The 26,874-nt window shown below is 61.2% G+C and carries 20 protein-coding genes; 16 read left to right on the plus strand and 4 right to left on the minus strand.

Annotation, left to right across the window (positions count from 1 at the left end):
• Positions 1-167: 167 nt before the first annotated feature.
• Positions 168-407 (minus strand): hypothetical protein, encoded by a 240-nt coding sequence (locus ACTV8E_RS06295; RefSeq protein WP_443198917.1) that lies wholly within the window; start codon positions 405-407, stop codon positions 168-170.
• Here ACTV8E_RS06295 and ACTV8E_RS06300 point away from each other — a divergent pair.
• The 14 genes from ACTV8E_RS06300 (at position 406) to nuoN (ending at position 17,163) form a co-directional block, all read left to right on the plus strand.
• On the plus strand, positions 406-2,001 hold the full coding sequence (locus ACTV8E_RS06300) for an isocitrate lyase (RefSeq protein ID WP_273538714.1): 1,596 nt from the start codon (positions 406-408) through the stop codon (positions 1,999-2,001). The two genes, ACTV8E_RS06295 and ACTV8E_RS06300, sit on opposite strands and share 2 nt — an antisense overlap.
• Positions 2,002-2,258: 257 nt before the next feature.
• Positions 2,259-2,669, plus strand: coding sequence for an NADH-quinone oxidoreductase subunit A (locus ACTV8E_RS06305; RefSeq protein ID WP_251835895.1), 411 nt, complete (start codon positions 2,259-2,261; stop codon positions 2,667-2,669).
• Between the two features lie 10 nt (positions 2,670-2,679).
• Positions 2,680-3,357 (plus strand): NuoB/complex I 20 kDa subunit family protein, encoded by a 678-nt coding sequence (locus ACTV8E_RS06310; RefSeq protein ID WP_251835894.1) that lies wholly within the window; start codon positions 2,680-2,682, stop codon positions 3,355-3,357.
• 69 nt (positions 3,358-3,426) lie between these two features.
• Positions 3,427-5,208 carry an NADH-quinone oxidoreductase subunit C/D gene (gene nuoC / locus ACTV8E_RS06315; RefSeq protein ID WP_443198918.1) on the plus strand — a complete coding sequence of 594 codons (1,782 nt, stop codon included), beginning with the start codon at positions 3,427-3,429 and terminating at the stop codon, positions 5,206-5,208.
• A 1-nt stretch (position 5,209) separates the two neighbouring features.
• Complete coding sequence (nuoE, locus tag ACTV8E_RS06320; protein ID WP_443198919.1) at positions 5,210-5,704, plus strand: NADH-quinone oxidoreductase subunit NuoE; 495 nt, start codon at positions 5,210-5,212, stop codon at positions 5,702-5,704.
• Complete coding sequence (gene nuoF / locus ACTV8E_RS06325) at positions 5,701-7,044, plus strand: NADH-quinone oxidoreductase subunit NuoF (RefSeq protein WP_443198920.1); 1,344 nt, start codon at positions 5,701-5,703, stop codon at positions 7,042-7,044. Before nuoE ends, nuoF begins: the two co-directional genes overlap by 4 nt.
• Positions 7,045-7,167: 123 nt before the next feature.
• Complete coding sequence (gene nuoG, locus ACTV8E_RS06330) at positions 7,168-9,873, plus strand: NADH-quinone oxidoreductase subunit NuoG (protein WP_443198921.1); 2,706 nt, start codon at positions 7,168-7,170, stop codon at positions 9,871-9,873.
• Positions 9,870-10,862: an NADH-quinone oxidoreductase subunit NuoH gene (nuoH, locus tag ACTV8E_RS06335; RefSeq protein WP_443198922.1), complete on the plus strand. Its 993-nt coding sequence runs from the start codon at positions 9,870-9,872 to the stop codon at positions 10,860-10,862. The genes nuoG and nuoH overlap by 4 nt, the downstream gene beginning before the upstream one ends.
• 10 nt (positions 10,863-10,872) lie before the next feature.
• Positions 10,873-11,421 (plus strand): NADH-quinone oxidoreductase subunit NuoI, encoded by a 549-nt coding sequence (gene nuoI, locus ACTV8E_RS06340; RefSeq protein WP_273538727.1) that lies wholly within the window; start codon positions 10,873-10,875, stop codon positions 11,419-11,421.
• Positions 11,422-11,485: 64 nt separating this feature from the next.
• A complete protein-coding gene (nuoJ, locus tag ACTV8E_RS06345) occupies positions 11,486-11,986 on the plus strand; it encodes an NADH-quinone oxidoreductase subunit J (protein WP_273538730.1) in 501 nt (166 codons plus the stop codon).
• A gap of 4 nt (positions 11,987-11,990) precedes the next feature.
• A complete protein-coding gene (gene nuoK, locus ACTV8E_RS06350) occupies positions 11,991-12,299 on the plus strand; it encodes an NADH-quinone oxidoreductase subunit NuoK (RefSeq protein ID WP_251835886.1) in 309 nt (102 codons plus the stop codon).
• Entirely contained in the window at positions 12,296-14,140 is a 1,845-nt protein-coding gene (gene nuoL / locus ACTV8E_RS06355; RefSeq protein ID WP_443198923.1) for an NADH-quinone oxidoreductase subunit L, read from the plus strand. The genes nuoK and nuoL overlap by 4 nt, the downstream gene beginning before the upstream one ends.
• 22 nt (positions 14,141-14,162) lie before the next feature.
• A complete protein-coding gene (nuoM, locus tag ACTV8E_RS06360) occupies positions 14,163-15,695 on the plus strand; it encodes an NADH-quinone oxidoreductase subunit M (protein WP_443198924.1) in 1,533 nt (510 codons plus the stop codon).
• Between the two features lie 7 nt (positions 15,696-15,702).
• Complete coding sequence (nuoN, locus tag ACTV8E_RS06365) at positions 15,703-17,163, plus strand: NADH-quinone oxidoreductase subunit NuoN (RefSeq protein WP_443198925.1); 1,461 nt, start codon at positions 15,703-15,705, stop codon at positions 17,161-17,163.
• Positions 17,164-17,281: 118 nt separating this feature from the next.
• Here the strand turns inward: nuoN and ACTV8E_RS06370 are convergent, their stop codons facing one another.
• From ACTV8E_RS06370 to ACTV8E_RS06380, 3 genes are all read right to left on the minus strand, one after another.
• Positions 17,282-18,343, minus strand: coding sequence for an AI-2E family transporter (locus ACTV8E_RS06370; RefSeq protein ID WP_251835882.1), 1,062 nt, complete (start codon positions 18,341-18,343; stop codon positions 17,282-17,284).
• A 199-nt stretch (positions 18,344-18,542) separates the two neighbouring features.
• Positions 18,543-19,127, minus strand: coding sequence for a Fe-S biogenesis protein NfuA (gene nfuA / locus ACTV8E_RS06375; RefSeq protein WP_251835881.1), 585 nt, complete (start codon positions 19,125-19,127; stop codon positions 18,543-18,545).
• Positions 19,128-19,254: 127 nt separating this feature from the next.
• Entirely contained in the window at positions 19,255-21,534 is a 2,280-nt protein-coding gene (locus tag ACTV8E_RS06380) for a fatty acid cis/trans isomerase (RefSeq protein WP_443198926.1), read from the minus strand.
• Positions 21,535-21,738: 204 nt separating this feature from the next.
• Between ACTV8E_RS06380 and metH the strand changes: the two genes are divergently transcribed.
• Positions 21,739-25,449 (plus strand): methionine synthase, encoded by a 3,711-nt coding sequence (metH, locus tag ACTV8E_RS06385; RefSeq protein WP_443198927.1) that lies wholly within the window; start codon positions 21,739-21,741, stop codon positions 25,447-25,449.
• Between the two features lie 103 nt (positions 25,450-25,552).
• Positions 25,553-26,851 carry a leucine-rich repeat-containing protein kinase family protein gene (locus ACTV8E_RS06390; protein ID WP_443198928.1) on the plus strand — a complete coding sequence of 433 codons (1,299 nt, stop codon included), beginning with the start codon at positions 25,553-25,555 and terminating at the stop codon, positions 26,849-26,851.
• The last annotated feature ends 23 nt before the right edge of the window (positions 26,852-26,874 follow it).

Below are 26,874 nucleotides of genomic sequence, written 5' to 3' on the forward strand. Positions count from 1 at the left end.
AAACATTTGACGAAGCCTTTTTTCCATAGCATGATGCCCTCGCTCCCGCTAACCAGAGGCTCTAAACAGGGCCTCCTGAGCGCGCTCCAGCCAACCAGCCGAGCCGCTTAGTGCCGATTCAGCCTTACCGGGCGATCGACGAGGTTGCGACTGGAACGAGGTCGTCCTCAGGGACGGGGAAGCGATTGATTCAGCGCAAGACCCAAGCCAAGCGAAGCCTGTGCGTGCCGAGCAGAAACATCGGGATCTTGGTTGTTCGTTTCATCCCCCTTCTTGTCTACCTCCCACAGTCGCCATCTCTGCGCTCCAGCGGCAGCACCCGCAACAAACACCTTCAACAGATAGGTTTGTAGTCGGGAAAGTCGGTACGTAATCAAATCAATATCTTGTTTGAAAGGATTGACCATGTCCGCTTATCAGAACGACATCAAAGCTATCGCCGCCCTGAAAGAGCAGTACGGCAACAGCTGGAGCGCCATCAACCCGGAATCGGTCGCCCGTATGCGCGCTCAGAACCGTTTCAAGACCGGCCTGGAAATCGCACAGTACACCGCCGACATCATGCGCAAGGACATGGTCGAGTACGACGCCGACTCTTCCGTTTACACCCAGTCGCTGGGTTGCTGGCACGGCTTCATCGGTCAGCAGAAGATGATCTCCATCAAGAAGCACCTGAAGACCACCAACAAGAAGTATCTGTACCTGTCCGGCTGGATGGTCGCCGCGCTGCGCTCCGACTTCGGCCCGCTGCCCGACCAGTCCATGCACGAGAAAACAGCCGTCTCCGATCTGATCGAAGAGCTGTACACCTTCTTGCGCCAAGCTGATTCCCGCGAGTTGGACCTGTTATTTACCGCTCTGGACGAAGCCCGCGAAGCTGGGGACAAGGCCAAGGCTGCCGACATCCAGAACCAGATCGACAACTACGAAACCCACATCGTACCGATCATTGCCGACATCGACGCCGGTTTTGGCAACCCGGAAGCCACCTACCTGCTGGCTAAGAAAATGATCGAAGCCGGTGCTTGCTGCATCCAGATCGAGAACCAGGTGTCCGATGAGAAGCAGTGCGGCCACCAGGACGGCAAGGTTACCGTACCCCACGCCGACTTCCTCGCCAAGATCGCTGCAGTCCGCTATGCATTCCTGGAACTGGGTATCGACAACGGCGTGATCGTTGCTCGTACCGACTCCCTGGGTGCCGGCCTGACCAAGCAGATCGCCGTGACCAACGAGCCGGGCGACTTGGGCGACCTGTACAACTCCTTCCTGGACTGCGAAGAAGTCACCCCTGCCGAACTGGGCAATGGCGACGTGATTCTCAACCGTGGTGGCAAGCTGCTGCGTCCCAAGCGCCTGCCGTCCAACCTGTTCCAGTTCCGCGCTGGCACCGGCGAAGACCGTTGCGTACTCGACTGCATCACCTCGCTGCAAAACGGCGCCGACCTGCTGTGGATCGAAACCGAGAAGCCGCACGTGGGCCAGATCAAGGCCATGGTTGACCGCATCCGCGACGTCATCCCGAACGCCAAGCTGGTGTACAACAACAGCCCGTCGTTCAACTGGACCCTGAACTTCCGCCAGCAGGTGTACGATGCATTCGTCGCCGAAGGCAAGGATGTCACCGCCTACGACCGCGCCAAGCTGATGAGCGTTGAGTACGACAACACCGAGCTGGCTGTCGAGGCTGACCGCCGCATCCAGACCTTCCAACGTGACGGTGCTGCTCAGGCTGGTATCTTCCACCACCTGATCACTCTGCCGACCTACCACACTGCGGCCCTGTCCACCGACAACCTGGCCAAGGGCTACTTCGCCGACGAAGGCATGCTGGCCTACGTGAAGGGCGTACAGCGTGAGGAAATCCGCCAGGGTATCGCCTGCGTCCGCCACCAGAACATGGCTGGCTCCGACATCGGTGACAACCACAAGGAATACTTCGCGGGTGAAGCTGCCCTGAAGGCAAGTGGCAAGGACAACACCATGAACCAGTTCCACTAAGGACGGTTGCCGGGCGGCGTAAGTCGCCTGGTAAGGTGCAGCCAAAAGCCCTGACAGCAATGTCAGGGCTTTTTACTGGGCGAAAAGAGCTAAAAGCCGCTAAAGGCAGTTAATAGCGCCTCCATACAGAACAAAGTCAATTGCTCCGAGGGGCAATTTACTTGCCCTCATATCGAGCCTACACTACTGGCTCTTCACGGGCGGTACGCTCTGCGTCGCCTCATAGACGCATCAGTAGTCCCCCACAGGAGTCCGGCATGACCGATGTTTCCAGCCTCTCCCACAATTGGGCATTTGCCGTTTTCATTTTTGGCATTGTGGCGTTGTGTGCATTCATGCTCGGAGTCTCCAGCCTGCTCGGCAGCAAGGCGTGGGGACGCAGCAAAAACGAGCCGTTTGAATCCGGCATCGTTTCCACCGGCAGTTCTCGTCTACGCCTGTCGGCAAAATTCTATCTGGTCGCGATGCTCTTCGTGATCTTCGACATTGAAGCCCTATTTCTCTTTGCCTGGGCTGTTTCAGTGCGCGAAAGCGGCTGGGCAGGCCTCATTGAAGCTACCGTTTTCATAGCAATTCTGTTGGCGGGTCTTGTTTATCTTTGGCGGATCGGAGCGCTCGACTGGGCGCCTTCCGGCCGTCGCGAACGACAGGCGAAGCTAAAACAATGAGGCTTTGGCAATGCAATACACGCTTACCAGAATCGACCCGGATGCTCCGAATGAGCAGTATCCGATCGGTCAGCGGGAGACCGTAACCGATCCACTTCTCGAAGATCAGGTCCACAAGAACATCTTCATGGGCAAACTTGAAGATGTTCTGCACAACGCAGTGAATTGGGGGCGAAAAAACTCCCTTTGGCCGTATAACTTTGGCCTTTCCTGCTGCTATGTGGAAATGACCACCGCCTTCACTGCCCCCCACGACGTTGCCCGCTTCGGTGCAGAAGTGATTCGCGCCTCGCCACGTCAGGCTGACTTCATGGTGATTGCCGGCACGCCTTTCATCAAAATGGCACCGGTCATCCAGCGTCTCTATGAGCAAATGCTAGAGCCGAAATGGGTGATTTCCATGGGAGCCTGCGCCAACTCGGGGGGAATGTACGATATCTACTCGGTCGTTCAGGGCGTGGATAAGTTCCTGCCGGTGGACGTTTATATCCCTGGCTGCCCTCCGCGCCCCGAGGCGTTTCTGCAAGGGCTGATGCTGCTGCAGGAATCCATTGGCAAGGAGCGTCGGCCGTTGTCCTGGGTGGTTGGCGATCAAGGCGTTTACCGCGCCGAGATGCCGTCACAAAAAGAACAGCGCCGCGAACAACGCATACAGGTTACCAACCTGCGCAGCCCAGACGAAGTGTGACCCAGCGTCGCAGGTGCCTGTTCACCTGCACCTGACTCACTCCACCGTTGACCGAAAGTGATCGAGATCATGACTGCAGGCAGTGCTCTGTACATCCCGCCTTACCGGGCTGACGACCAGGATGTCGTCGCCGAACTGAATGCGCGCTTCGGCGCCGAAACCTTCATCGAACAACCTACTCGCACCGGCATGCCCGTGCTGTGGGTGCAGCGCGAAAAGCTCATCGACGTCCTTAGCGCCCTGCGCCAGGTCAGCAAGCCGTACGTGATGCTCTACGACCTGAGCGCCGTCGATGAGCGCCTGCGCACCAAGCGCCGCGGGCTGCCCGGCGCCGACTTCAGCGTCTTTTATCACCTGATGTCGCTAGAGCGAAACAGCGACGTGATGATTAAAGTGTCGCTGATGGAAGGCGACCTGAATCTGCCGACTGCTACCCGTATCTGGCCGAACGCCAACTGGTACGAGCGCGAAGTCTGGGACATGTATGGCATCACCTTCACGGGCCACCCGTTCCTGACCCGCATGCTGATGCCGCCCACCTGGGAAGGCCACCCGCTACGCAAGGACTACCCGGCACGCGCGACTGAATTCGACCCGTACAGCCTGAGCGCCGCCAAGCAGGACATGGAACAGGAAGCCTTGCGCTTCCGGCCCGAAGACTGGGGGATGAAGCGCCAGGGCGAGCACGAGGACTTCATGTTCCTCAACCTCGGCCCCAACCACCCCTCCGCCCATGGTGCCTTCCGCATCATCCTGCAACTGGATGGCGAAGAGATCGTCGACTGCGTCCCGGAGATCGGCTACCACCATCGTGGCGCCGAAAAGATGGCCGAGCGCCAGAGCTGGCATAGCTTTATTCCCTACACCGACCGGGTGGACTACCTCGGCGGAGTGATGAACAACCTGCCCTACGTGCTGGCGGTGGAGAAACTGGCCGGGATCACCGTCCCCGACCGCGTCGACTTCATCCGCGTGATGATGGCCGAGTTCTTCCGCATCCAGAATCACCTTCTCTATCTTGGCACCTATATTCAGGACGTCGGCGCCATGACGCCGGTTTTCTTTACCTTCACCGACCGCCAGCGCGCCTACAAGGTGATTGAAGCCATCACCGGCTTTCGCATGCACCCTGCCTGGTACCGCATTGGCGGAGTCGCCCACGACTTGCCGCGCGGCTGGGAAAAGCTGGTGCGTGAGTTCCTCGACTGGATGCCCAAGCGCCTCAACGAATATGAAAAGGCCGCACTTAAGAACAGCATCCTGATCGGTCGCACCAAAGGTGTCGCTGCTTACAACACCAAGGAAGCCCTTGAATGGGGCACCACCGGTGCCGGCCTGCGCGCTACAGGCTGTGACTTCGACATTCGCAAAGCCCGCCCCTACTCCGGCTATCAGCATTTCGACTTCGAAGTGCCGCTGGCGGTCAATGGCGACGCCTATGACCGTTGTATGGTCAAAATGGGTGAAATGCGCGAAAGCCTGAAAATCATCGAGCAATGCCTGAATCACATGCCCGAAGGTCCCTACAAAGCCGACCATCCGCTGACTACGCCGCCGCCGAAGGAACGCACGCTGCAGCACATCGAGACCCTGATCACCCATTTCCTGCAAGTGTCCTGGGGGCCGGTGATGCCCGCCAACGAGAGCTTCCAGATGATCGAAGCGACCAAGGGCATCAACAGCTATTACCTGACCAGCGACGGTAGCACCATGAGCTACCGCACGCGTATCCGCACGCCCAGCTTCCCGCACCTGCAACAGATTCCGGCGGTTATCCGCGGCAGCATGATTGCGGACCTGATCGCCTACCTGGGCAGTATCGACTTCGTTATGGCCGACGTGGACCGCTGATATGAGCACTTTGATTCAGACCGACCGTTTTGCCCTGAGCGAAACCGAGCGCTCGGCCATCGAGCATGAAATGCACCATTACGAGGACCCGCGCGCGGCGTCCATCGAGGCGCTGAAAATCGTCCAGAACGCCCGCGGCTGGGTGCCGGACGGTGCCTGCGACGCCATCGGCGACGTGCTCGGCATTCCCGCCAGCGATGTCGAAGGCGTGGCAACTTTTTACAGCCAGATCTTCCGCGTTCCGGTGGGTCGCCACATCATTCGTGTGTGCGACAGCATGACCTGCTACATCGGTGGTCACGAAAACGTGCTGGACAGCATCAAGCAGCAGATCGGCATCGAGCCGGGCCAGACTACTGCCGACGGGCGCTTCACGCTGATTCCCGTCTGCTGCCTGGGCAACTGCGACAAGGCCCCGGCGCTGATGATCGACGATGACACCTACGGCGACGTAGAGCCCGGCGGCGTGGCGAAATTGCTGGAGGTCTACCCATGACCCTTCCCTCCTTCGGCCCGATCAACCGCATCGAGCGCCGCGAAGAAACCCACCCGCTCACCTGGCGTCTGCGTGACGACGGCCAACCGGTCTGGCTTGACGAATACCAGCAGAAGAACGGCTATTCCGCTGCACGAAAGGCCCTGGCCGACATGGCCCAGGCCGACATCGTACAGACCGTCAAGGATTCCGGCCTCAAGGGCCGTGGCGGCGCCGGTTTTCCCACCGGTGTGAAGTGGGGCCTGATGCCCGCCGATGAGTCGCTGAACATCCGCTACCTGCTGTGCAACGCGGATGAGATGGAGCCCAACACCTGGAAGGATCGCCTGCTCATGGAGCAGCTGCCACATCTTCTGGTGGAGGGCATGCTGATCAGCGCGCGAGCGCTCAAGGCCTACCGTGGTTACATCTTCCTGCGCGGCGAATACGTCGACGCGGCGCGCAACCTTAATCGCGCCATTGACGAAGCCAAGGCCGCTGGCCTGCTGGGCAAGAACATCCTTGGTTCGGGCTTCGATTTCGAACTCTTCGTGCACACCGGCGCCGGCCGCTACATCTGCGGCGAAGAAACCGCGCTGATCAATTCGCTGGAAGGCCGTCGCGCCAACCCCCGTGCCAAGCCGCCGTTTCCCGCCGCCGTCGGCGCGTGGGGCAAGCCGACCTGCGTCAACAACGTGGAAACCCTGTGCAACGTGCCGGCCATCGTCGGCCATGGGGTGGACTGGTACAAATCCCTGTGCCGTCCTGGTAGTGAAGACATGGGCACCAAACTCATGGGCTTCTCCGGCAAGGTCAACCACCCCGGCATCTGGGAGTTGCCCTTTGGCATCACCGCCCGCGAGTTGTTCGAGGACTATGCCGGCGGCATGAAGGATGGCTATACGCTGAAATGTTGGCAACCCGGCGGCGCCGGCACCGGTTTCCTGCTGCCTGAGCACCTCGAGGCGCAGATGTACGCCGGCGGCATTGCCAAGGTCGGCACGCGCATGGGCACCGGTCTGGCCTTGGCGGTGGATGATTCGATCAACATGGTGTCGCTGCTGCGCAACATGGAGGAGTTCTTCGCTCGCGAGTCCTGCGGCTGGTGCACTCCCTGCCGCGATGGATTGCCGTGGAGCGTCAAGACCCTGCGTGCGCTGGAGCGCGGCCAGGGCACCAGCCAGGACATCGATATCCTGCTGGGCCTGGTCGACTTCCTCGGCCCAGGCAAGACCTTCTGCGCTCATGCGCCCGGTGCGGTGGAGCCACTGGGCAGCGCGATCAAGTATTTCCGTGGTGAGTTCGAGGCGGGTGTGGCCTCGGGTCAGTCCACGGCGCGCCCCCAAGCGCTCGAGGTGTAGTTCTGCGACGCCGGCGGAAAGGAAGGAGGTTGGCCCCGGCCATTTCCCTTCCCCCGCCGAAGCGCGCGGCAAACAGAATTCCATTAGCCACACCCGTTTCGGCGGGTAAGAAGAAACGTAACCATGGCCACTATCCACGTAGACGGCAAAGACTACGAAGTCGACGGAGCGGACAACCTGTTGCAGGCCTGTCTGTCGCTCGGTCTCGACATCCCCTACTTCTGCTGGCACCCGGCGCTCGGTAGCGTCGGCGCCTGCCGCCAGTGCGCGGTCAAGCAGTACAGCGACGAAAACGACACCCGCGGCCGGCTGGTCATGTCGTGCATGACCCCGGCCACCGACAACAGCTGGATTTCCATCGAGGACGAGGAAGCCAAGGCGTTTCGTGCCAGCGTCGTCGAATGGTTAATGGTCAACCATCCGCACGACTGCCCGGTGTGCGAGGAAGGCGGCCATTGCCACCTGCAGGACATGACGGTGATGACCGGCCATAACCAGCGCCGTTATCGCTTCAGCAAGCGCACCCATAACAATCAGGATCTCGGCCCGTTCATCGCCCATGAGATGAACCGCTGCATCGCTTGCTACCGCTGCGTGCGCTACTACAAGGACTATGCCGGCGGAACTGACCTTGGCGTGTTCGGGGCCAACGACAATGTGTACTTCGGGCGTGTCGAAGACGGCGTGCTGGAAAGTGAATTCTCCGGCAACCTCACCGAGGTTTGCCCAACGGGCGTGTTTACCGACAAGACCCACTCCGAGCGCTACAACCGCAAGTGGGACATGCAGTTTGCGCCGAGTATCTGCCACGGCTGCTCGTCCGGCTGCAACATCAGCCCCGGCGAGCGCTACGGTGAAATCCGCCGTATCGAAAACCGCTTCAACGGTGCGGTTAACCATTACTTCCTGTGCGACCGGGGCCGCTTCGGCTACGGCTACGTCAACCGCGAGGATCGACCGCGCCAGCCGCTGCTGGGCAATGCAACGCTCGGCGTCGATGCCGCCCTGGACAAAGCCGCAGAGCTGCTCAAGGGCAAGACCGTAATCGGCATCGGCTCGCCCCGCGCCAGCCTGGAAAGCAACCATGCGCTGCGCGAACTGGTCGGCGCCGACCGGTTCTACAGCGGGATCGCCGCGTCCGAACTGGAAAACATCCGCCTGGTGCGCGAGCTGATGCAGAACGGCCCATTGCCCGTGCCTTCGATGCGCGACATCGAAAGCCACGACGCAGTGTTCATTCTTGGCGAAGACCTGACCCAGACTGCTGCGCGTATCGCCCTGGCAGTACGCCAGGCGGCCAAGGGCAAGGCGACTGAAATTGCCGCCTCGATGAAGATCCAGGACTGGCACATGGCGGCCGTGCAGAACGTCGCACAGAACGCCCTGCATCCGGTCTTCATTGCCAGCGTCGAGGAAACCCGCCTCGACGATATCGCTGCACAGTGCGTGCATGCTGCGCCAGCAGATCTGGCCCGCCTCGGTTTTGCCGTGGCCCATGCCATCGACCCCGGTGCCCCGGCTGTCGAGGGGCTGGAAACCGAAGCCTGCGAACTCGTACAACAGATCGCCGATGCCCTGCTGGCCGCCAGGCGCCCGCTGCTGATCAGCGGCACCTCGCTGGGTGAGAAATCCCTGATCGAAGCCGCCGGCAACATTGCCCAGGCGCTGAAGAACCGCGAGAAGAAAGCCTCCCTCAGCCTGGTGGTGCCAGAAGCCAACAGTCTGGGCCTGGCCCTTCTAGGTGGCGAATCCGCGGATGCTGCACTGGACGCGCTGATCGAAGGCAACGCCAACGCCGTAATCGTGCTGGAAAACGACCTGTATCGCCGTGCCGATCAGGCCAAGGTCGATGCTGCCCTGACTGCTGCCCAAGCTGTCATCGTCGCCGACCACCAGCAGACCGCGACCACCGCCAAGGCCCATCTGGTGCTTTCAGCAGCCAGCTTCGCCGAAGCCGATGGCACCCTGGTCAGCCAGGAAGGCCGTGCGCAGCGCTTCTTCCAGGTATTCGAGCCCAGCTACTACGACAGTAGTATCCTGGTGCGCGAAGGCTGGCGCTGGATGCATGCGTTGCACTGCACCCTGCAGGGCAAGGCCGTGGACTGGACCACCCTGGACCATGCGACCGACTCCTGCGTAGCCGCCAACCCGCAATTGATCGGCATTCAGAATGCCGCGCCGCACGCGTCGTTCCGCATCAAGGGCCTGAAGATGGCGCGCTCGCCGCTGCGCTACAGCGGTCGAACCGCCATCCGCGCCGATATCAGCGTGCATGAGCCACGTCAACCGCAGGATGTGGATTCGCCGTTCGCCTACTCCATGGAAGGCTATTCGGGCTCCGGCGAAGACCGTCAGCAAATCCCCTTTGCCTGGTCGCCGGGCTGGAACTCGCCCCAGGCCTGGAACAAATTCCAGGATGAGGTGGGTGGCCACCTGCGGGCGGGCGATCCAGGCGTTCGCCTGCTTGATCATGTCCGCCAGAATCGCGACTGGCATGGGGTGCCTGCTGCATTCTCACCGGCACCCGGTACCTGGGGCGTCGTACCCCTGCATCATCTGTTCGGTAGCGAGGAAACCTCGTCGCTTGCCGCGCCGATTCAGGCGCGCATTCCGCAGGCCTATGTCGCGCTGGCCGAGGCTGAAGCCAAGCGCCTGGGCGTGGCCGAAGGCGAACTGCTCAGCCTCACGGTTGCCAACCAGCGCCTGCGCCTGCCGGTACGCATTAGCACCGCACTGAGCATTGGCCTGGTCGGTTTGCCCGTCGGACTGGCGGGCATCCCGGTACTGAGCGCCGACTGCCTGGCCACTGAACTGGAGATCTCCCGATGAGTTGGCTGACTCCCGAGGTGATCGACGTGATCATCGCCGTCATCAAGGCCCTGGTCATCATGCTGGCCGTGGTGGTGTGCGGCGCCTTGCTGAGCTTCGTCGAGCGCCGCCTACTGGGCTGGTGGCAGGACCGCTACGGCCCCAACCGGGTTGGGCCGTTCGGCATGTTCCAGCTCGGTGCGGACATGATCAAGATGTTCTTCAAGGAGGACTGGAACCCGCCGTTCTCCGACCGTCTGATCTTCACCCTGGCGCCTGTGGTGGCCATGGGCTCGCTGCTGCTAGCCTTCGCCATCGTGCCGATTACCCCGACCTGGGGCGTGGCGGACCTGAACATTGGCATCCTGTTCTTCTTCGCCATGGCCGGCCTCACCGTGTATGCGGTGTTGTTCGCCGGCTGGGCGAGCAACAACAAGTTTGCTCTGCTCGGTGCACTGCGGGCTTCGGCGCAGACGGTGTCCTACGAGGTGTTCCTAGGCCTGTCGCTGATGGGCATCGTCGCCCAGGTGGGCTCGTTCAACATGCGCGACATCGTTGACTATCAGCAGCAACACCTGTGGTTCATCATTCCGCAGTTCCTGGGCTTCTGCACCTTCTTCATCGCCGGCGTCGCGGTCACCCACCGCCACCCGTTCGACCAGCCGGAAGCCGAGCAGGAGCTGGCAGACGGCTACCACGTCGAATACGCGGGCATGAAATGGGGCATGTTCTTCGTCGGCGAATACATCGGCATCGTCACCATTTCGGCGCTGTTGACCACACTGTTCTTCGGTGGCTGGCACGGGCCGTTCCTGGACACCCTGCCGTGGCTGTCGTTCTTCTGGTTCGCGATCAAGACCGGCTTCTTCATCATGCTGTTCATCCTGCTGCGCGCCTCGCTGCCGCGTCCGCGCTATGACCAGGTGATGGCCTTCGGCTGGAAATTCTGTTTGCCGCTGACCTTGCTCAACCTGCTGGTGACCGGCGCGCTCGTGCTGGCGGCCCAGTAAGGAGATAACCATGTTCAAATACATCGGCGAGGTGCTGCACGGCACCTACACCCAACTGCGCAGCCTGGTGATGATTTTCGGTCACGGCTTTCGCAAACGCGACACCCTGCAGTACCCGGAAGAAGCGGTCTACCTGCCGCCGCGCTATCGCGGCCGCATCGTACTGACCCGCGACCCCGACGGCGAGGAGCGCTGCGTGGCCTGCAACCTCTGTGCGGTAGCCTGCCCGGTGGGTTGCATCTCCCTGCAGAAAGCCGAGACGCCGGACGGCCGCTGGTACCCGGAGTTCTTCCGCATCAACTTCTCGCGCTGCATCTTCTGCGGCCTGTGCGAAGAAGCCTGCCCGACCACCGCGATCCAGCTCACGCCGGACTTCGAGCTGGGCGACTACAAGCGCCAGGATCTCGTATACGAGAAGGAAGACCTGCTGATCTCTGGCCCCGGCAAATACCCCGACTACAACTTCTATCGCGTCTCCGGCCTGGCGATTGCCGGCAAGCCCAAGGGCGCCGCACAAAGCGAAGCGGAACCGGTCAACGTCAAGGGATTGCTGCCATGAGGCGAAGTGCGGCTTTTTCGTTCAGCCTTCAGCCTTCAGCCTTCCAGCGCCCCAGGAGCTTTTGATGGAATTCGCCTTTTACTTTTCGGCCGGTGTTGCCGTGGTGTCCACCCTGCGGGTGATCACCGGCAGCAACCCGGTGCACGCCCTGCTCTACCTGATCATCTCCCTGCTGGCCGTGTCGATGTGCTTTTTCAGTCTCGGCGCGCCCTTCGCCGGTGCGCTGGAAATCATCGTTTACGCCGGCGCCATCATGGTGCTGTTCGTCTTCGTGGTGATGATGCTCAACCTTGGCCCGGCCACCGCCGGCCAGGAGCGCGCCTGGATGAAACCAGGAGTCTGGATCGGCCCGGCGCTGCTGGCCCTGATCCTGTTGCTGCAATTGCTCTGGGCCTTGTTTGCCACCCCCGAGTACGCACCGCTGGGCCAGACGACCGTGAGCCCCAAGGCAGTGGGAATTTCACTGTTCGGCCCCTATCTGTTGGCCGTGGAACTGGCTTCCATGTTGCTGCTGGCGGCACTGGTCGCTGCCTACCACCTGGGCCGCCACGAGGCGAAGGAGTAACGCCATGCAATCGATTCCACTGGAGCACGGCCTGGCCCTAGCCGCTGTGCTGTTCTGCCTGGGACTGGTCGGCCTGATGGTCCGACGCAACATCCTGTTCATGCTGATGAGCCTGGAAGTGATGATGAACGCCGCCGGCCTGGCCTTTATCGTCGCGGGTAGCCGTTGGGAGCAACCCGATGGACAGGTCATGTTCATTCTGGTGATCACCCTGGCCGCTGCCGAAGCCGCTATCGGCCTGGCGATCCTGTTGCAACTGTATCGCCGCTTCAACACCCTGGATGTCGATGCTGCAAGCGAGATGCGCGGATGAATCTTCTATTTCTGACCTTTGTGTTCCCGCTGATCGGCTACGTGCTGCTGGCCTTTTCCCGCGGGCGAATTTCCGAGAACCTGGCAGCCCTCATCGGCGTCGGTTCGGTCGGCCTCTCCGCGCTGACCACCACCTGGATCATCTGGCAGTTCAACGTCGCCCCACCCGAGGGTGGCGTGTTCACCCAGCACCTGTGGCAATGGCTGGATGTGGCCGATTTCAGCATCGCCGTCGGCCTGCACCTGGACGGCCTGGCGCTGACAATGCTCGGCGTGGTCACCGGCGTGGGCTTTCTGATCCACCTGTTCGCCAGCTGGTACATGCGCGGTGAGGAGGGGTATTCACGCTTTTTCGCCTACACCAACCTGTTCATCTTCAGCATGGTGTTGCTGGTCCTGGGCGACAACCTGCTCCTGTTGTACTTCGGCTGGGAAGGCGTGGGGCTGTGCTCCTACCTGCTGATCGGTTTCTATTTCAAGGAACGCAAGAACGGCAACGCTGCGCTCAAGGCGTTCATCGTCACCCGCGTCGGCGACGTACTGATGGCCTTCGGCCTGTTTATCCTGTTCGTCCAGCTGGGCACCCTGAACATTCAGGAACTACTGGCCCTGGCGCCGCAGAAATTCGCCAGTGGCGATCTGTGGATCAGCCTGGCGGCCCTGGCCCTGCTCGGCGGTGCGGTTGGCAAGTCCGCTCAATTGCCGTTGCAGACCTGGTTGGCCGACGCCATGGCGGGTCCGACGCCGGTATCGGCGCTGATCCACGCGGCGACCATGGTCACCGCGGGCGTCTACCTGATCGCACGTACCCACGGCATCTTCCTACTGGCTCCCGAAGTGCTTGAACTGGTCGGTATCGTCGGCGGCGTGACCCTGGTGCTAGCGGGTTTTGCTGCCCTGGTGCAAACCGACATCAAGCGCATCCTCGCCTACTCGACCATGAGCCAGATCGGCTACATGTTCCTGGCCTTGGGCGTCGGCGCCTGGGACGCAGCGATTTTCCACCTGATGACCCACGCCTTCTTCAAGGCGCTACTGTTCCTGGCCTCCGGTTCGGTGATCAATGCCTGCCACCACGAACAGAACATCTTCAAGATGGGCGGTCTGTGGAAGAAGCTGCCGCTGGCCTACGCCAGTTTCATCGTCGGCGGTTCGGCGCTGGCCGCGCTGCCGCTGATTACCGCCGGTTTCTATTCCAAGGATGAGATTCTTTGGGAAGCTTTTGCCAGCGGTCACGGCGGCCTGCTGTATGCCGGCCTGGCTGGTGCCTTCCTGACATCGCTGTATACCTTCCGGCTGATCTTCATTGCCTTCCATGGCGACGCGAAGACCGATGCGCATGCCGGTAGTGGCCTGGCCCACAACCTGCCGCTGATCGTACTGATCATCCTCTCTACCTTCGTCGGTGCGCTGATCGTGCCGCCGCTGGCCGGTGTGCTGCCGGAAAGCGTCGGACACGCCGGCGGCGCCGCCAAACACAGCCTGGAAATCGCCTCTGGGGCAATCGCCCTGGCCGGTATCGTGCTCGCCGCCATGTTGTTCCTGGGCAAGCGCAGCCTGGTCACCGCCCTTGCGCAAAGCGCGCCTGGCCGTTTGCTGGGTGCCTGGTGGTTCGCCGCCTGGGGCTTCGACTGGCTCTATGACAAAGTGTTCGTACAGCCCTATCTGCTGATGTGCCGCCTGCTCGGTCGCGACCCGGTGGACGCCAGTTTCGGCCTGGTGCCGCGCCTGGCGCGTGGCGGGCACGGCTCACTGAGCCGTAGCCAGACGGGCCAGCTACGCTGGTATGCCCTGTCCATCGTTGGCGGAGCCGTGCTGTTGCTCGGCGTCGTTCTGCTCTGAATCTGCGCAAGGACTCGAACTCGTGATTCTGCCCTGGCTAATCCTGATTCCCTTTATCGGCGGCGTGCTCTGCTGGGTCGTCGAACGTTTCGACAAGACCCTGCCGCGCTGGATCGCCCTGTTGACCATGGGCCTGTTGCTCGGCATCGGCCTCTGGTTGTGGAGCATCGGCAACTACCAACTGGCGCCTGCCCCCGGTGCCGAGGCGCAGTGGGCCTTTGAATTCAAGCATGTGTGGATCGAGCGCTTCGGCATCAATCTGCACCTTGCCCTGGATGGCCTGTCGCTGCTGATGGTCGTACTGACCGGCCTGCTCGGTGTGCTGTCGGTGCTGTGCTCCTGGAAAGAAATCCAGCGCCATGTCGGCTTCTTCCACCTCAACCTGATGTGGATTCTCGGCGGTGTGGTCGGCGTGTTCCTCGCCCTGGACCTGTTTCTGTTCTTCTTCTTCTGGGAAATGATGCTGGTGCCGATGTATTTCCTCATCGCGCTCTGGGGTCACAGTTCCAGCGAAGGCAAGAAGTCGCGCATCAACGCCGCCACCAAGTTCTTCATCTACACCCAGGCCAGTGGCCTGATCATGCTGGTGGCGATCCTCGGCCTGGTGCTGGTTAATTACCACAACACCGGCGTGCTGACCTTCGATTACGCGCTGCTGCTCGACGCCGAACTGGCACCCGGCACCGAGTACCTGCTCATGCTCGGCTTCTTCATCGCCTTCGCGGTGAAATTCCCCATCGTGCCGCTGCACTCGTGGCTGCCCGATGCCCACGCCCAGGCACCGACCGCAGGTTCCGTGGACCTGGCCGGCATCCTGTTGAAGACCGCCGCCTACGGGATGATCCGCTTCGCCCTGCCGCTGTTCCCCAATGCTTCGGCGGAATTCGCGCCGATTGCCATGGCTCTGGGTCTGATCGGCATTTTCTACGGTGCCTTCCTGTCCTTCGCACAGACCGACATCAAGCGCCTGGTGGCGTATTCGAGCATCTCGCACATGGGCTTCGTGCTGATCGGCATCTACTCCGGCAGCCAGCTCGCCCTGCAGGGTGCGGTGGTACTGATGATTGCCCACGGCCTCTCCGCGGCCGCACTGTTCATCCTGTGCGGTCAGCTCTACGAGCGCCTGCATACCCGCGACATGCGAGAAATGGGCGGTTTGTGGAAGCGGCTGGCGTGGCTGCCAGCGCTGAGCCTGTTTTTTGCCGTCGCCTCTCTGGGTTTGCCCGGCACCGGCAACTTCATTGGCGAGTTCCTGATTCTGTTCGGCGCCTTCGCCGCCAACCCCTGGATCGTGGTTATTGCCACCTTTGGCCTGGTGTTCTCGTCGGTCTACTCGCTGATCATGGTGCACCGCGCCTACTTCGGGCCTTCCAAGAGCGAGCAGCTCCTGCACGGCCTGGATGGCCGCGAACTAGGCATGGTGCTACTGGTCGCGGTCCTGCTGATCCTGCTCGGCATCTATCCACAGCCGGTGCTCGACGTTTCCCAGGCGACCATGACAGGCGTGCAGCAGTGGTTCAGCGCCGCCTTCTCCCCACTCGTTTCGGCTCGGTAGTCGCGTTATGGAATTTACTCAACAACACTTCATTGCCCTGCTGCCGCTGCTAATCACCTGCGCCACCGTCGTGGTGGTGATGCTGGCGATCGCCTGGCGGCGTAACCATCGACTCAGCTACGTGCTGTCTGCGGCCGGCCTGATCCTGGCGCTGCTCTCCATCGCACCAGCGTCCCAAGTGGCACCGCTGGAAGTGACCGGACTGTTGATGCTGGACAGCTTCGCCTTCTTTTATACAGGGCTAATGCTGGTAGCGACGCTGGTGTGCGTCACCCTGGCCCACGCCTATCTGGGAGAAAAACCCGGCACCGGCGGCTTCCCGGGCAACCGCGAGGAGCTTTACCTGCTCATGCTGTTGGCGGTGGCCGGCGGCATCGTACTGGTTAGCGCCCAGCACCTGGCGGGCTTGTTCATCGGCTTGGAACTGCTTTCCGTACCGGTCTACGGACTGGTGGCTTATGCCTTCTTCGACCGCCGCTCCCTGGAAGCCGGAATCAAGTACATGGTCCTGTCTGCTGCCGGCTCAGCCTTCCTGCTGTTCGGCATGGCGCTGCTGTATGCCGAGTCGGGTAGCCTGAGCTTCGCCGGGATCGGCGCCAACCTGGCGGCCCAGGGCTCTTCTGCCTTGGTGCAGGCCGGCATCGGCATGATGCTGGTGGGCTTGGGCTTCAAGCTGTCGCTGGTGCCCTTCCACCTGTGGACGCCCGACGTGTACCAGGGCTCGCCGGCACCGGTGGCGACCTTCCTGGCCACCACCAGCAAGGTCGCAGTGTTTGCCGTGCTGCTGCGCCTGTATCAGATCTCCCCAGCCACCAGCGGCGGCTGGCTGAACGACGGCCTGACCCTGATCGCCATCGCCTCGATCCTGATCGGCAACCTGCTGGCCTTGAACCAGAGCAACCTCAAACGCCTGCTCGGTTACTCGTCCATTGCCCACTTCGGTTACCTGCTGGTGGCCCTGATCGCCAGCAAGGGCCTGGCCGTGGAAGCGATCGGCGTGTATCTGGTGACCTATGTGCTGACTACCCTCGGCGCCTTCGGGGTGATCACCCTGATGTCCAGCCCGTACAAGGGCCGCGACGCGGACGCCCTGTTTGAATACCGTGGTCTGTTCTGGCGGCGCCCTTACCTGACGGCGGTACTCACGGTGATGATGCTGTCCCTGGCCGGCATTCCCATGAGCGCGGGCTTCATCGGCAAATTCTATGTGATCGCTACGGGTGTCGAGGCTGAACTCTGGTGGCTGCTGGGTACCCTGATTGTGGGTAGCGCCATCGGTCTCTTCTACTACCTGCGGGTGATGGTCACCCTGTTCATGGTCGAACCGGGCATGCGCCTGCGCATGCCGCCGATCAACTGGGCGCAACGAGCCGGCGGCGTCATGCTGCTGTTCATTGCAGCCCTGGCCTTCTTCCTCGGTGTCTACCCGCAACCGTTGTTGCAAATAGCTCAGGCCGCAGGCCTGTAAACGCAAAAAGGCGGCGCTGTTCAGGGCCGCCTTTTCGTTTTTCCTTCGTTCCGCTTTCCCATCATCACACTGCATCACGGCCGAAACCGGCCTGGTGACTTCCGTTTCGGTGCATCTGTTACTCCAACGCCTCTTCCGGTTCGCGGTCGATAAACAGTCCCCACGACGACATGAATAGCGCAGCAATCAACGGCCCGATGACAAAGCCATTGAGACCGAACAGCGCCAACCCGCCCAACGTGGAAATCAGCACCACGTAGTCCGGCATCTTGGTGTCCTTGCCCACCAGGATCGGACGCAGCACGTTGTCTACCAGACCGATCACGCAAATCCCGTACAGCGTCAGGATCAAGCCGTGCCAGAAATCGCCACTGACGAAGTAATAAATCGCCACGGGTGTCCAGATCAGCCCCGCCCCCACTGCCGGCAGCAGCGACAGGAAAGCCATCACCACGCCCCACAGCAGCACGCTGGGGATACCTAAAAACCAGAAAATCAGCCCGCCCAGCGCGCCCTGGGTGATCGCCACCACCACATTGCCTTTCACCGTAGCGCGCACCACACGGGTGAACTTGCTGAACAGACGGCGCTTTTGCTCGTCTTCCAGCGGGATGGCCTCGCGCATCTTGGCCACCAGTTGCCGGCCATCGCGAATCAGGAAAAACAGCAGGTACAGCATGACCGCGAATACGATCAGGAACTCAAAGGTGCCCTGCCCGAAACTGAAGGCCTTGGTCGCCAGGAACTGACTGCCTTGCAGCGCATAGCCAGACAATTGTTCGCGCACATCCTGCAAATCGCCCAGACCCACACGCTGCAGTTGGCTCTGAATACTCTGGGGCAACATGTCGCGAAATTGCACCAGATAAGCGCCAATATCCAGTTCGCCGCTTTCGATCCGCTGATAGAGCGCCGCTCCTTCCTGCACCAGCAGCGTGGTGATGATCGCCATAGGCAGCACAGCAATCAGCAGCGTTGCCAACAGAGTCAGCAAGGCCGCCAGGTTAGGCTTGCCCCGAAACCGACGCGCCAGGCGCCGCTGTAGCGGTGCGAACAGGATGGCCAGAATCACTGCCCAGAACACCGCCCCATAAAAGGGGAACAGTACCCAGCAGAACGCAATGGAAACCAGCAGGAGCAACGCCAGAAAGACCTTGTTCTCTAGAGTGGGGTTGTTCATGTAGCTCCCTTGTTTGAACGGCTTTGGGTGAATGCGAGAATCCTACCGGCATTAAGACCTCCGGGCAGGCAAAAAGAGCGCTGCCGTATGGCCTAGTTGAATTCTGTGACTGAGGTATAAAAATAAGGAAGCTAGAAACAACAAAGCCTGCCGTATTGGCAGGCTTTATAAGCCGGGCGAGTTGCTACTCTTTGGCAAATCAGTAGTAGGCGTTTTCCCGGTTACTGTGGTCGGTAATATCACGCACGCCCTTCAGTTCCGGGATACGTTCCATCAGGGTCTTTTCGACGCCATCCTTGAGGGTGGTATCGACCATGCCGCAGCCCTGGCAGCCGCCGCCAAATTGCAGGACGGCGATACCTTCATCGACGATATCCACCAGGCTGACCTGACCGCCGTGGCTGGCCAGCCCAGGATTGATCTCGGTCTGCAGGTAGTAGTTAATGCGCTCGGTCATTGGGCTGTCTTCGCCGATCATCGGTACCTTAGCGTTCGGCGCCTTGATGGTCAGCTGACCGCCCATGCGGTCGGTGGCGTAATCAACCACGGCATCTTCCAGGAAGGGCTCGCTGATCCCGTCGATCCAGGCGACGAACGATGCCAGCGACAGCGCGGTGTCTTCCGGTTTCTGCTCGCCTGGTTTGCAGTAGGCGATGCAGGTTTCAGCGTAGGGAGTACCCGGCTGAGTGATAAAAACTCGGATGCCTATTCCCGGCGTGTTCTGCTTGCTGAGCAGATCGGCCAGATAGGCTTCGGCGGATTCGGTGATGGTAATGGCGCTCATGGCAACTCCTCGCAGAACATGTGCGCAGTGTACGCCAATTGGGTTATGCCCGGTAAGTCACAGTGTTTTGGTCGGGTAAGCAAAAATGCTCAGCACATGCCACGCAAGCACCTTGCAGGGTTGGCTGTCACAAGTTCTGGTAACGGTTCATGTCCAGCATTCCCGCTTCGCGTGGCTCGGTTTCCTGCAAGTAGGCCGGCAGGTCATTGAAGTAACGCCAGAAATCGGGATGGCTGCGCCGAATGCCCCAGCGGTCGGCCACTCGCTCGAACGCCTGCCCTCCCTTTGCCCGTTCCAGTGCCTCGACAAACGCCGACACATCAGCTGCAGGCAAGTTGAACAGGAAGTTGGGGTAACTGCTGAGAATCCCCGGAAAAATCGTCAGTGTGTCCTGCTCGGGCTGATAACGCAGCGATTCACCCAGCATGAAGGCCACGTTGCTGTGCGCTCGGTTGCGCAACACGCTGTAGATCTCCCGGGAGCCGTCGGGCAGTTCGACCCGCAACAGAGTAGCCTCTGGCAATTGGCGAATGAACGGCAACTGCGCCGCGGGCGTGGCAGCGAGGCGGCTCAGTGCTTGCTCCACCGCCTGCAAGGGTTGTGCGATATCAGGACGGAAACAGCGCTGCCCCGAGCAACGATTGATCGGATCGGCACGGGCGTTGATGTTGGCCAGGCGCTGCAGCAACTGATCGGCGAATGCCTGCTTCGCGTCCTGACTGGCCGGCAGCCCCAGTCGGCTTTTCGTTTGCGTGTCAATGCCTGTGTAGGTGAGCCACAGCTTGAGCTTACCGCTGTTCTCGTACCAGCTATTGAGCAGCGTTTGCCGGGCCTCGGCTGGCAACAGCCGCAAGAAATTCAGTTCAGCGCCATTGCGGATGAGGTCGAAATACAGCCGCGTCTGCGCCTGATGGGAGACATTGCCGAACACATCGAAGTTGACCACCAACTGGTAATAGGTGCGCTCCAGCAGCGGATAATCCATCCACCACAGCGTCTGCGGAACGTCGCCGATCAGCCCCTTGCGCACCGAGGCGCTGTCTTGTTGACGGAAAATGCTCAGCAGCGCGTTGTCATTGCCGCGCCACAGGTGCTCCCATTCCGCCGGCACGCCACTGTACATCTGGCGGCGCAGGTTTTCGTACTGGTTGCGCTTCTCGCGATAGCCACCCCACAAGGTGAACAGATCACCAAGGCTATCCAGCTGACCCGGCATGCTCAGAAGCGGCGTAGCTTGGGCGCGGTAGGTGGCATTGGTGATGTACTCATCGTGATCGGGCGCCTGAAACATCACCCAGAACTGATCACGGATAACATCAGTGGCGATCTGCCCGCGACACACCGGGCCACGAATGAAGGTGCGCACGAAGTATTCGGCGTTATCCAGCATGAACTGGTAGCGCGCCCGCGCCGGAATCGCCTCGAACGTCGCAAAGGGATTGGCGCGCCGCTGCATGCCATAACCGGGCAGCGCACCAACCTGCCAGGCCTCGCTGAAGAACAGCTGCTTGACCCGTGCCAGCTTCTGCGCGCTCAACGGATAGGTGATGTGGGTCTTGTGCACGATGACGCCCTGAATCGGCAACAAACGGTAGTAGAACACCTGCCCCGGATCGTCATTGGGTCGCCGTGTGGCAATGGGGTCAACTGGCTGACCGCTGGGCGTGCGCGAGCGCACCAGTTGGAAGAAGTGCCCCTGCTCACCGTTGTCGAAATACAGATGAGCGAGGAACAGGTGTTCATACAGCCAGCGGCCGACCAGCTGTTCTCGGTCATTGGGGCCGTTGAGCAGCGCTTCCCAGTCGGCAATCTGCTGCTGCTCATCGACACTGGGTTGTAGCGGCGCCGTATCCACGGGTGCACCCTGCTCCAGCCATTGCTGAAGGGTTGAATATTCCTCATCGCTGAGCCCGGTAACCGCAAAGGGCATGCCGGCCTGGGCATGCTTTTGCGCATAACCCTCGAACTCGCCGGGCAACGGACACTGGTTCTGTCGATAGATGCCGATATCCAGGTTCGCCGGCAGTTTGGCGTTGGCGACCGGGGGATTGGCCCTGCCCAGTTCCAGCATGCGTGCCATCAGCGCCGCCTGGTTGGGCTGGGCATCCAGCACCGAAAAGAAGTCCTTGCGCCGCCAGGCCGGCTCGCCATGGGCATCGAGGTACAGGCGCGTGGTCTCCTGCGCCTGGGTACGGGTGCCGTTGTATACCGGTAACTTGTGAGCTCCGCGCAGCACGCCTTCGTCACTGCCCAGATTCAGCTGGCACGGCGCGTCGTAACAGGCGTGGCAGGCCACACACTTGGCGGTAAAGATCGGCTGGATATCGCGCTGGTAAGACAACGGCTCGGCCGCTAGTGAACCACCCATTGCCAACAGCAGGCCTGCGAGCATTGCACGCCAGGTCATGGCACGGCTCCCTGAAAAATGTCCGCCATTCTATCCAGCACGGCTCTTTAGAGCGAATTGCACGTTTCGCGTTATAACGCTTGGATGAAGAAAGCCCCTTCGCTCAACATGAATACTTTTCACCTACAACCGCGCTCAGCTCAAAAGCCATGCAGCTTTGCTATCATTCGCGCTCTTTTGTTTTCCGCTTCCAGGTAGTTTTCCATGTCCAGTCTCAATGCCCGTCTCCAGGCCCTCCAGCAAGCTCTCAAAGAGCGCATCCTGATCCTTGATGGCGGCATGGGCACCATGATCCAAAGCTACAAGTTGGAAGAAGCCGACTTCCGCGGCGAACGCTTCGCCGACTGGTCGCAGGACGTAAAGGGCAATAACGATTTGCTGCTGCTGTCCCGCCCGGAAGTCATCCAGGCCATCGAGCGTGCCTATCTCGATGCCGGCGCCGATATTCTAGAAACCAACACCTTCAACTCCACCCGGGTGTCCCAGGCTGACTACGGCATGCAGGAACTCGCCTATGAGCTGAACCGTGAAGGCGCCCGCCTGGCCCGTGAGGTCGCTGACGCCAAGACCCTGGAGACGCCGCATAAACCACGCTTCGTTGCCGGCGTCCTCGGCCCAACCAGCCGGACCTGCTCGCTCTCGCCGGACGTCAACAACCCGGGCTATCGCAACGTCACCTTCGATGAGCTGGTCGAAAACTACAGTGAAGCCACCCGCGGTCTGATCGACGGCGGCGCGGACCTGATCATGATCGAAACCATCTTCGACACCCTCAACGCCAAGGCAGCGATCTTTGCCGTGCAGGGCGTGTTCGAAGAAGTGGGCATCACACTGCCGATCATGATTTCCGGCACCATCACCGACGCCTCGGGCCGTACCCTGTCCGGGCAAACCACCGAAGCCTTCTGGAACTCGGTACGTCACGCCAACCCGATCTCCGTGGGGCTGAACTGCGCCCTGGGCGCCAAGGAGCTGCGTCCGTACCTGGAAGAACTGGCCAGCAAGGCGGACACCCACGTGTCGGCCCACCCCAACGCCGGCCTGCCCAACGCCTTCGGTGAATACGACGAAAGCCCGGCAGAAACCGCGGCCGTGATCGAAGAGTTCGCCCAGAGCGGCTTCCTCAACATTGTTGGCGGTTGCTGCGGCACCACCCCGGCGCATATCCAGGCGATCGCAGAGGCTGTGGCCAACTACGCGCCACGCGTGATCCCGGATATCCCCAAGGCCTGCCGGCTGTCCGGCCTGGAGCCGTTCACCATCGACCGCAGCTCGCTGTTCGTGAACGTCGGCGAGCGCACCAACATCACCGGCTCGGCCAAGTTCGCCCGTCTGATTCGGGAGGATAACTACACCGAGGCGCTGGCCGTCGCCCTGCAGCAGGTCGAGGCCGGCGCCCAGGTGATCGACATCAACATGGACGAGGGCATGCTGGACTCGAAGAAGGCCATGGTGACCTTCCTCAACCTGATTGCCGGCGAGCCGGATATCTCCCGCGTGCCGATCATGATCGACTCCTCCAAGTGGGAGGTGATCGAAGCCGGCCTGAAGTGCATCCAGGGCAAGGGCATCGTCAACTCGATTTCCATGAAAGAAGGGGTCGAGGAATTCAAGAAGCACGCCCACCTGTGCAAGCGCTACGGCGCCGCCGTGGTGGTCATGGCCTTCGACGAAACCGGCCAGGCCGACACTGCCGCACGCAAGAAGGAAATCTGCCAGCGTTCCTACGACATCCTGGTCAACGAAGTGGGCTTCCCGCCGGAAGACATCATCTTCGACCCTAACGTCTTTGCCGTGGCCACCGGCATTGAGGAACACAACAATTACGCGGTGGACTTCATCGAGGCCTGCGCCTTTATCCGTGACCACCTCCCCTACGCCCTGACCTCGGGCGGCGTGTCCAACGTGTCCTTCTCGTTCCGTGGCAACAACCCGGTGCGCGAAGCGATCCACTCGGTGTTCCTCTATTACGCCATCCAGAACGGTCTGACCATGGGCATCGTCAACGCCGGCCAACTGGAAATCTACGACCAGATTCCGCTGGATTTGCGCAACAAGGTCGAGGACGTGATCCTTAACCGCAACGCCGGTGCCACCGAAGCCCTGCTGGCCATCGCCGAAGACTACCGGGGCGACGGCTCGGTCAAGGAAGTCGAGAACGAAGAATGGCGCACGCTGCCCGTGGACAAGCGCCTGGAACATGCGCTGGTCAAGGGCATCACCACTTTTATCGTTGAAGACACCGAGGAATGCCGTCAGCAGTGCGCGCGGCCCATCGAGGTGATCGAAGGCCCGCTGATGGCTGGCATGAATGTGGTCGGCGACCTGTTCGGCTCGGGCAAGATGTTCCTGCCGCAGGTGGTCAAGTCCGCCCGCGTAATGAAACAGGCCGTGGCGCACCTCATTCCCTTTATCGAAGCGGAAAAGGGCGACAAGCCGGAAGCCAAGGGCAAGATCCTCATGGCCACGGTGAAGGGCGACGTGCATGACATCGGCAAGAACATCGTCGGCGTGGTGCTCGGCTGTAACGGCTACGACATCGTTGACCTCGGCGTGATGGTCCCGGCCGACAAGATCCTCAAGACCGCCATCGAAGAGAAGTGCGACATCATCGGCCTGTCCGGCCTGATCACCCCGTCGCTGGATGAAATGGTGCATGTTGCGCGCGAAATGCAGCGCCAGGGTTTCACCCTGCCGTTGATGATCGGCGGTGCCACCACGTCCAAGGCGCACACGGCCGTGAAGATCGACCCGCATTACAAGAACGATGCCGTGGTGTACGTCACCGACGCCTCACGTGCCGTGGGGGTGGCCACCACCCTGCTGTCCAAGGAAATGAAGCCGGACTACGCGATCAAGATCCGCGAAGAGTACGCGATGATCCGCGAGCGCACCGCCAACCGCGCCGCCCGCACCGAACGGCTCAGCTACGACAAGGCGATTGCCGCCAAGCCGCAGTTCGACTGGAACGGTTATACGCCGGTCAAGCCGACCTTCACCGGCAGCAAGGTACTGGAAGATATCGACCTGCGCACGCTGGCCAAGTACATCGACTGGACGCCGTTCTTCATCTCCTGGGACCTGGCTGGCAAGTACCCGCGCATCCTCACCGACGAGGTGGTGGGCGAAGCCGCCACCGCACTGTTCGCCGATGCCCAGGCCATGTTGAACAAGCTGATCGACGAGAAACTGATCAAGGCTCGCGCCGTGTTCGGTTTCTGGCCAGCCAACCAGGTCGACCAGGACGACCTGGCCGTTTACGGCGACAACGGCGAACAACTTGCCACCTTGCATCACCTGCGCCAGCAGACCGTCAAGACCGATGGCAAACCGAACTTCTCCCTGGCCGACTTCGTCGCGCCCAAGGACACCGGCATCACCGACTACGTGGGCGGCTTCATCACCACCGCCGGCATCGGCGCTGAAGAAGTGGCCAAGGCCTACCAGGACGCCGGCGACGACTACAACTCGATCATGGTGAAAGCACTGGCCGACCGCCTCGCCGAGGCCTGCGCCGAGTGGCTGCACGAGCGCGTGCGGAAAGAATATTGGGGTTACGACAAGGACGAAGCGCTGAGCAACGAAGATCTGATCCGCGAGCGCTACAAGGGCATCCGCCCGGCACCGGGTTATCCGGCCTGCCCGGATCACACCGAGAAAAAAGCCCTGTTCGCCCTGCTCGACCCGGCCGCCGAATTCAACAAAGCCGGGGACAGCGGCGTGTTCCTCACCGAGCACTACGCCATGTTCCCCACCGCCGCCGTCAGCGGCTGGTACTTCGCCCACCCCGAGGCGCAGTACTTTGCGGTCGGCAAGATCGACAAGGATCAGGTGGAAAGCTACTCGCAGCGCAAGGGCCAGGACATCGAGGTCAGCGAACGCTGGCTGATGCCGAACCTGGGCTACGACGCCTGACGACCCGTAGGGTGGATGTCGTTTTTCTACATCCACCGTACGAAGGGAACCATCAAGAGGCCCGCACCCGCGGGCCTCCGTCATTAAAAGCCTTATTCTCCCCATGCATACCCTCGACCAACTGCGCCGCGGCGATCTGGCCGGCATTACCCGCCTGGATCTATCCGCCAACCTCACCGAGCTCCCCGAAGAGGTCTTTGCGCTGGCCGACAGCCTGGAAGTGCTCAATCTCTCCGGCAACCAGCTGACCCGCCTGCCGGCCGACCTGTCGCGCCTGCACAAGCTGCGCATCCTGTTTTGTTCGAACAATCCCTTCACTGAAGTGCCGGACGTGCTGGGCGACTGCCCGCAGCTGGAGATGGTCGGCTTCAAGTCCTGCCGGATCGAACAGGTGCCGGCGGCCTCACTACCACAGCGTTTACGCTGGCTGATCCTCACTGACAACCGTGTGCAACATTTGCCGGATGAGCTGGGCAACTGCTCGCGCTTGCAGAAACTGATGCTGGCCGGCAACCAGCTAACGGCGCTGCCACACCGCCTCGCCGACTGCCAGAACCTCGAACTGCTGCGCATGGCGGCCAATCGTTTCGAAGCGTTGCCCGAATGGTTGCTGGAGCTGCCACGCCTCAGCTGGCTGGCCTTTGCCGGCAATCCCTGTGTCGATAGCCGAGAAACCGCAGCGCTGGGAACAGCCATTGCGCGTGCGGAGATAACCCTGGGCGAAGTGCTGGGCCAAGGCGCCTCCGGGATCATTCACGCCGCCGGGTGGCGAGGCAGCGATCAGCCCATGGCCGCCAAGCTGTTCAAGGGCCAGATGACCAGCGATGGCCTGCCCCACAGTGAAATGGCCGCCTGTCTGCAGGCCGGCGAACACGGCAATCTGATTCGCGTCGCCGGCTCGCTGGAAACACAACCCGGCGACCCTCCCGGCTTGCTGCTGGAACGCATCGACGCGTCCTACCAAACACTTGCCGGCCCACCTTCACTGAGCAGTTGTACCCGCGATTGTTATGCCGAAGACCAGCGATTCACCGTTGCCAACGCCTTGCGTATCGCCCACGGCGCCGCGGCCGCCATTGGCCATTTGCATGGCCGGGGCATTCTGCATGGCGATATCTACGCCCATAACCTGCTGGTCGATCCCCACGGGCACTGTCTGCTCGGCGACTTCGGCGCCGCATCGTTCTTCGATCCGCACAGCCAGTTAGGACAACGGCTGCAACGCATCGAAGCGCGTGCCTTCGGCAACCTGCTGGAGGAACTGTTGCAACGTTGCGCCCCGGATGACCGGCCGCAGGCGCAAGGCATGTTGCGTCAACTGCAGGCCCAGTGCACAGGGGATGTGGTTGCGCAACGGCTGGTCTTTTCCGAGATTAATGACGCGCTGGCCGCTATCCGCTAACCATAGGCTGAGGCGCAGAGCGT

Origin of the sequence: Pseudomonas sp. B392_1p (assembly GCF_052245235.1) — a bacterium.
GTDB classification, from domain to species: Bacteria; Pseudomonadota; Gammaproteobacteria; order Pseudomonadales; family Pseudomonadaceae; genus Serpens; species Serpens gallinarum.

Bases quoted from the DNA above. Each gene is read 5' to 3' on its own strand.
- ACTV8E_RS06300 (WP_273538714.1), top strand. From the start codon at position 406: ATGTCCGCTTATCAGAACGACATCAAAGCTATCGCCGCCCTGAAAGAG.
- ACTV8E_RS06295 (WP_443198917.1), bottom strand. From the start codon at position 407: ATGGTCAATCCTTTCAAACAAGATATTGATTTGATTACGTACCGACTT.
- ACTV8E_RS06305 (WP_251835895.1), top strand. From the start codon at position 2,259: ATGACCGATGTTTCCAGCCTCTCCCACAATTGGGCATTTGCCGTTTTC.
- ACTV8E_RS06310 (WP_251835894.1), top strand. From the start codon at position 2,680: ATGCAATACACGCTTACCAGAATCGACCCGGATGCTCCGAATGAGCAG.
- nuoC (WP_443198918.1), top strand. From the start codon at position 3,427: ATGACTGCAGGCAGTGCTCTGTACATCCCGCCTTACCGGGCTGACGAC.
- nuoE (WP_443198919.1), top strand. From the start codon at position 5,210: ATGAGCACTTTGATTCAGACCGACCGTTTTGCCCTGAGCGAAACCGAG.
- nuoF (WP_443198920.1), top strand. From the start codon at position 5,701: ATGACCCTTCCCTCCTTCGGCCCGATCAACCGCATCGAGCGCCGCGAA.
- nuoG (WP_443198921.1), top strand. From the start codon at position 7,168: ATGGCCACTATCCACGTAGACGGCAAAGACTACGAAGTCGACGGAGCG.
- nuoH (WP_443198922.1), top strand. From the start codon at position 9,870: ATGAGTTGGCTGACTCCCGAGGTGATCGACGTGATCATCGCCGTCATC.
- nuoI (WP_273538727.1), top strand. From the start codon at position 10,873: ATGTTCAAATACATCGGCGAGGTGCTGCACGGCACCTACACCCAACTG.
- nuoJ (WP_273538730.1), top strand. From the start codon at position 11,486: ATGGAATTCGCCTTTTACTTTTCGGCCGGTGTTGCCGTGGTGTCCACC.
- nuoK (WP_251835886.1), top strand. From the start codon at position 11,991: ATGCAATCGATTCCACTGGAGCACGGCCTGGCCCTAGCCGCTGTGCTG.
- nuoL (WP_443198923.1), top strand. From the start codon at position 12,296: ATGAATCTTCTATTTCTGACCTTTGTGTTCCCGCTGATCGGCTACGTG.
- nuoN (WP_443198925.1), top strand. From the start codon at position 15,703: ATGGAATTTACTCAACAACACTTCATTGCCCTGCTGCCGCTGCTAATC.
- ACTV8E_RS06370 (WP_251835882.1), bottom strand. From the start codon at position 18,343: ATGAACAACCCCACTCTAGAGAACAAGGTCTTTCTGGCGTTGCTCCTG.
- nfuA (WP_251835881.1), bottom strand. From the start codon at position 19,127: ATGAGCGCCATTACCATCACCGAATCCGCCGAAGCCTATCTGGCCGAT.
- ACTV8E_RS06380 (WP_443198926.1), bottom strand. From the start codon at position 21,534: ATGACCTGGCGTGCAATGCTCGCAGGCCTGCTGTTGGCAATGGGTGGT.
- metH (WP_443198927.1), top strand. From the start codon at position 21,739: ATGTCCAGTCTCAATGCCCGTCTCCAGGCCCTCCAGCAAGCTCTCAAA.
- ACTV8E_RS06390 (WP_443198928.1), top strand. From the start codon at position 25,553: ATGCATACCCTCGACCAACTGCGCCGCGGCGATCTGGCCGGCATTACC.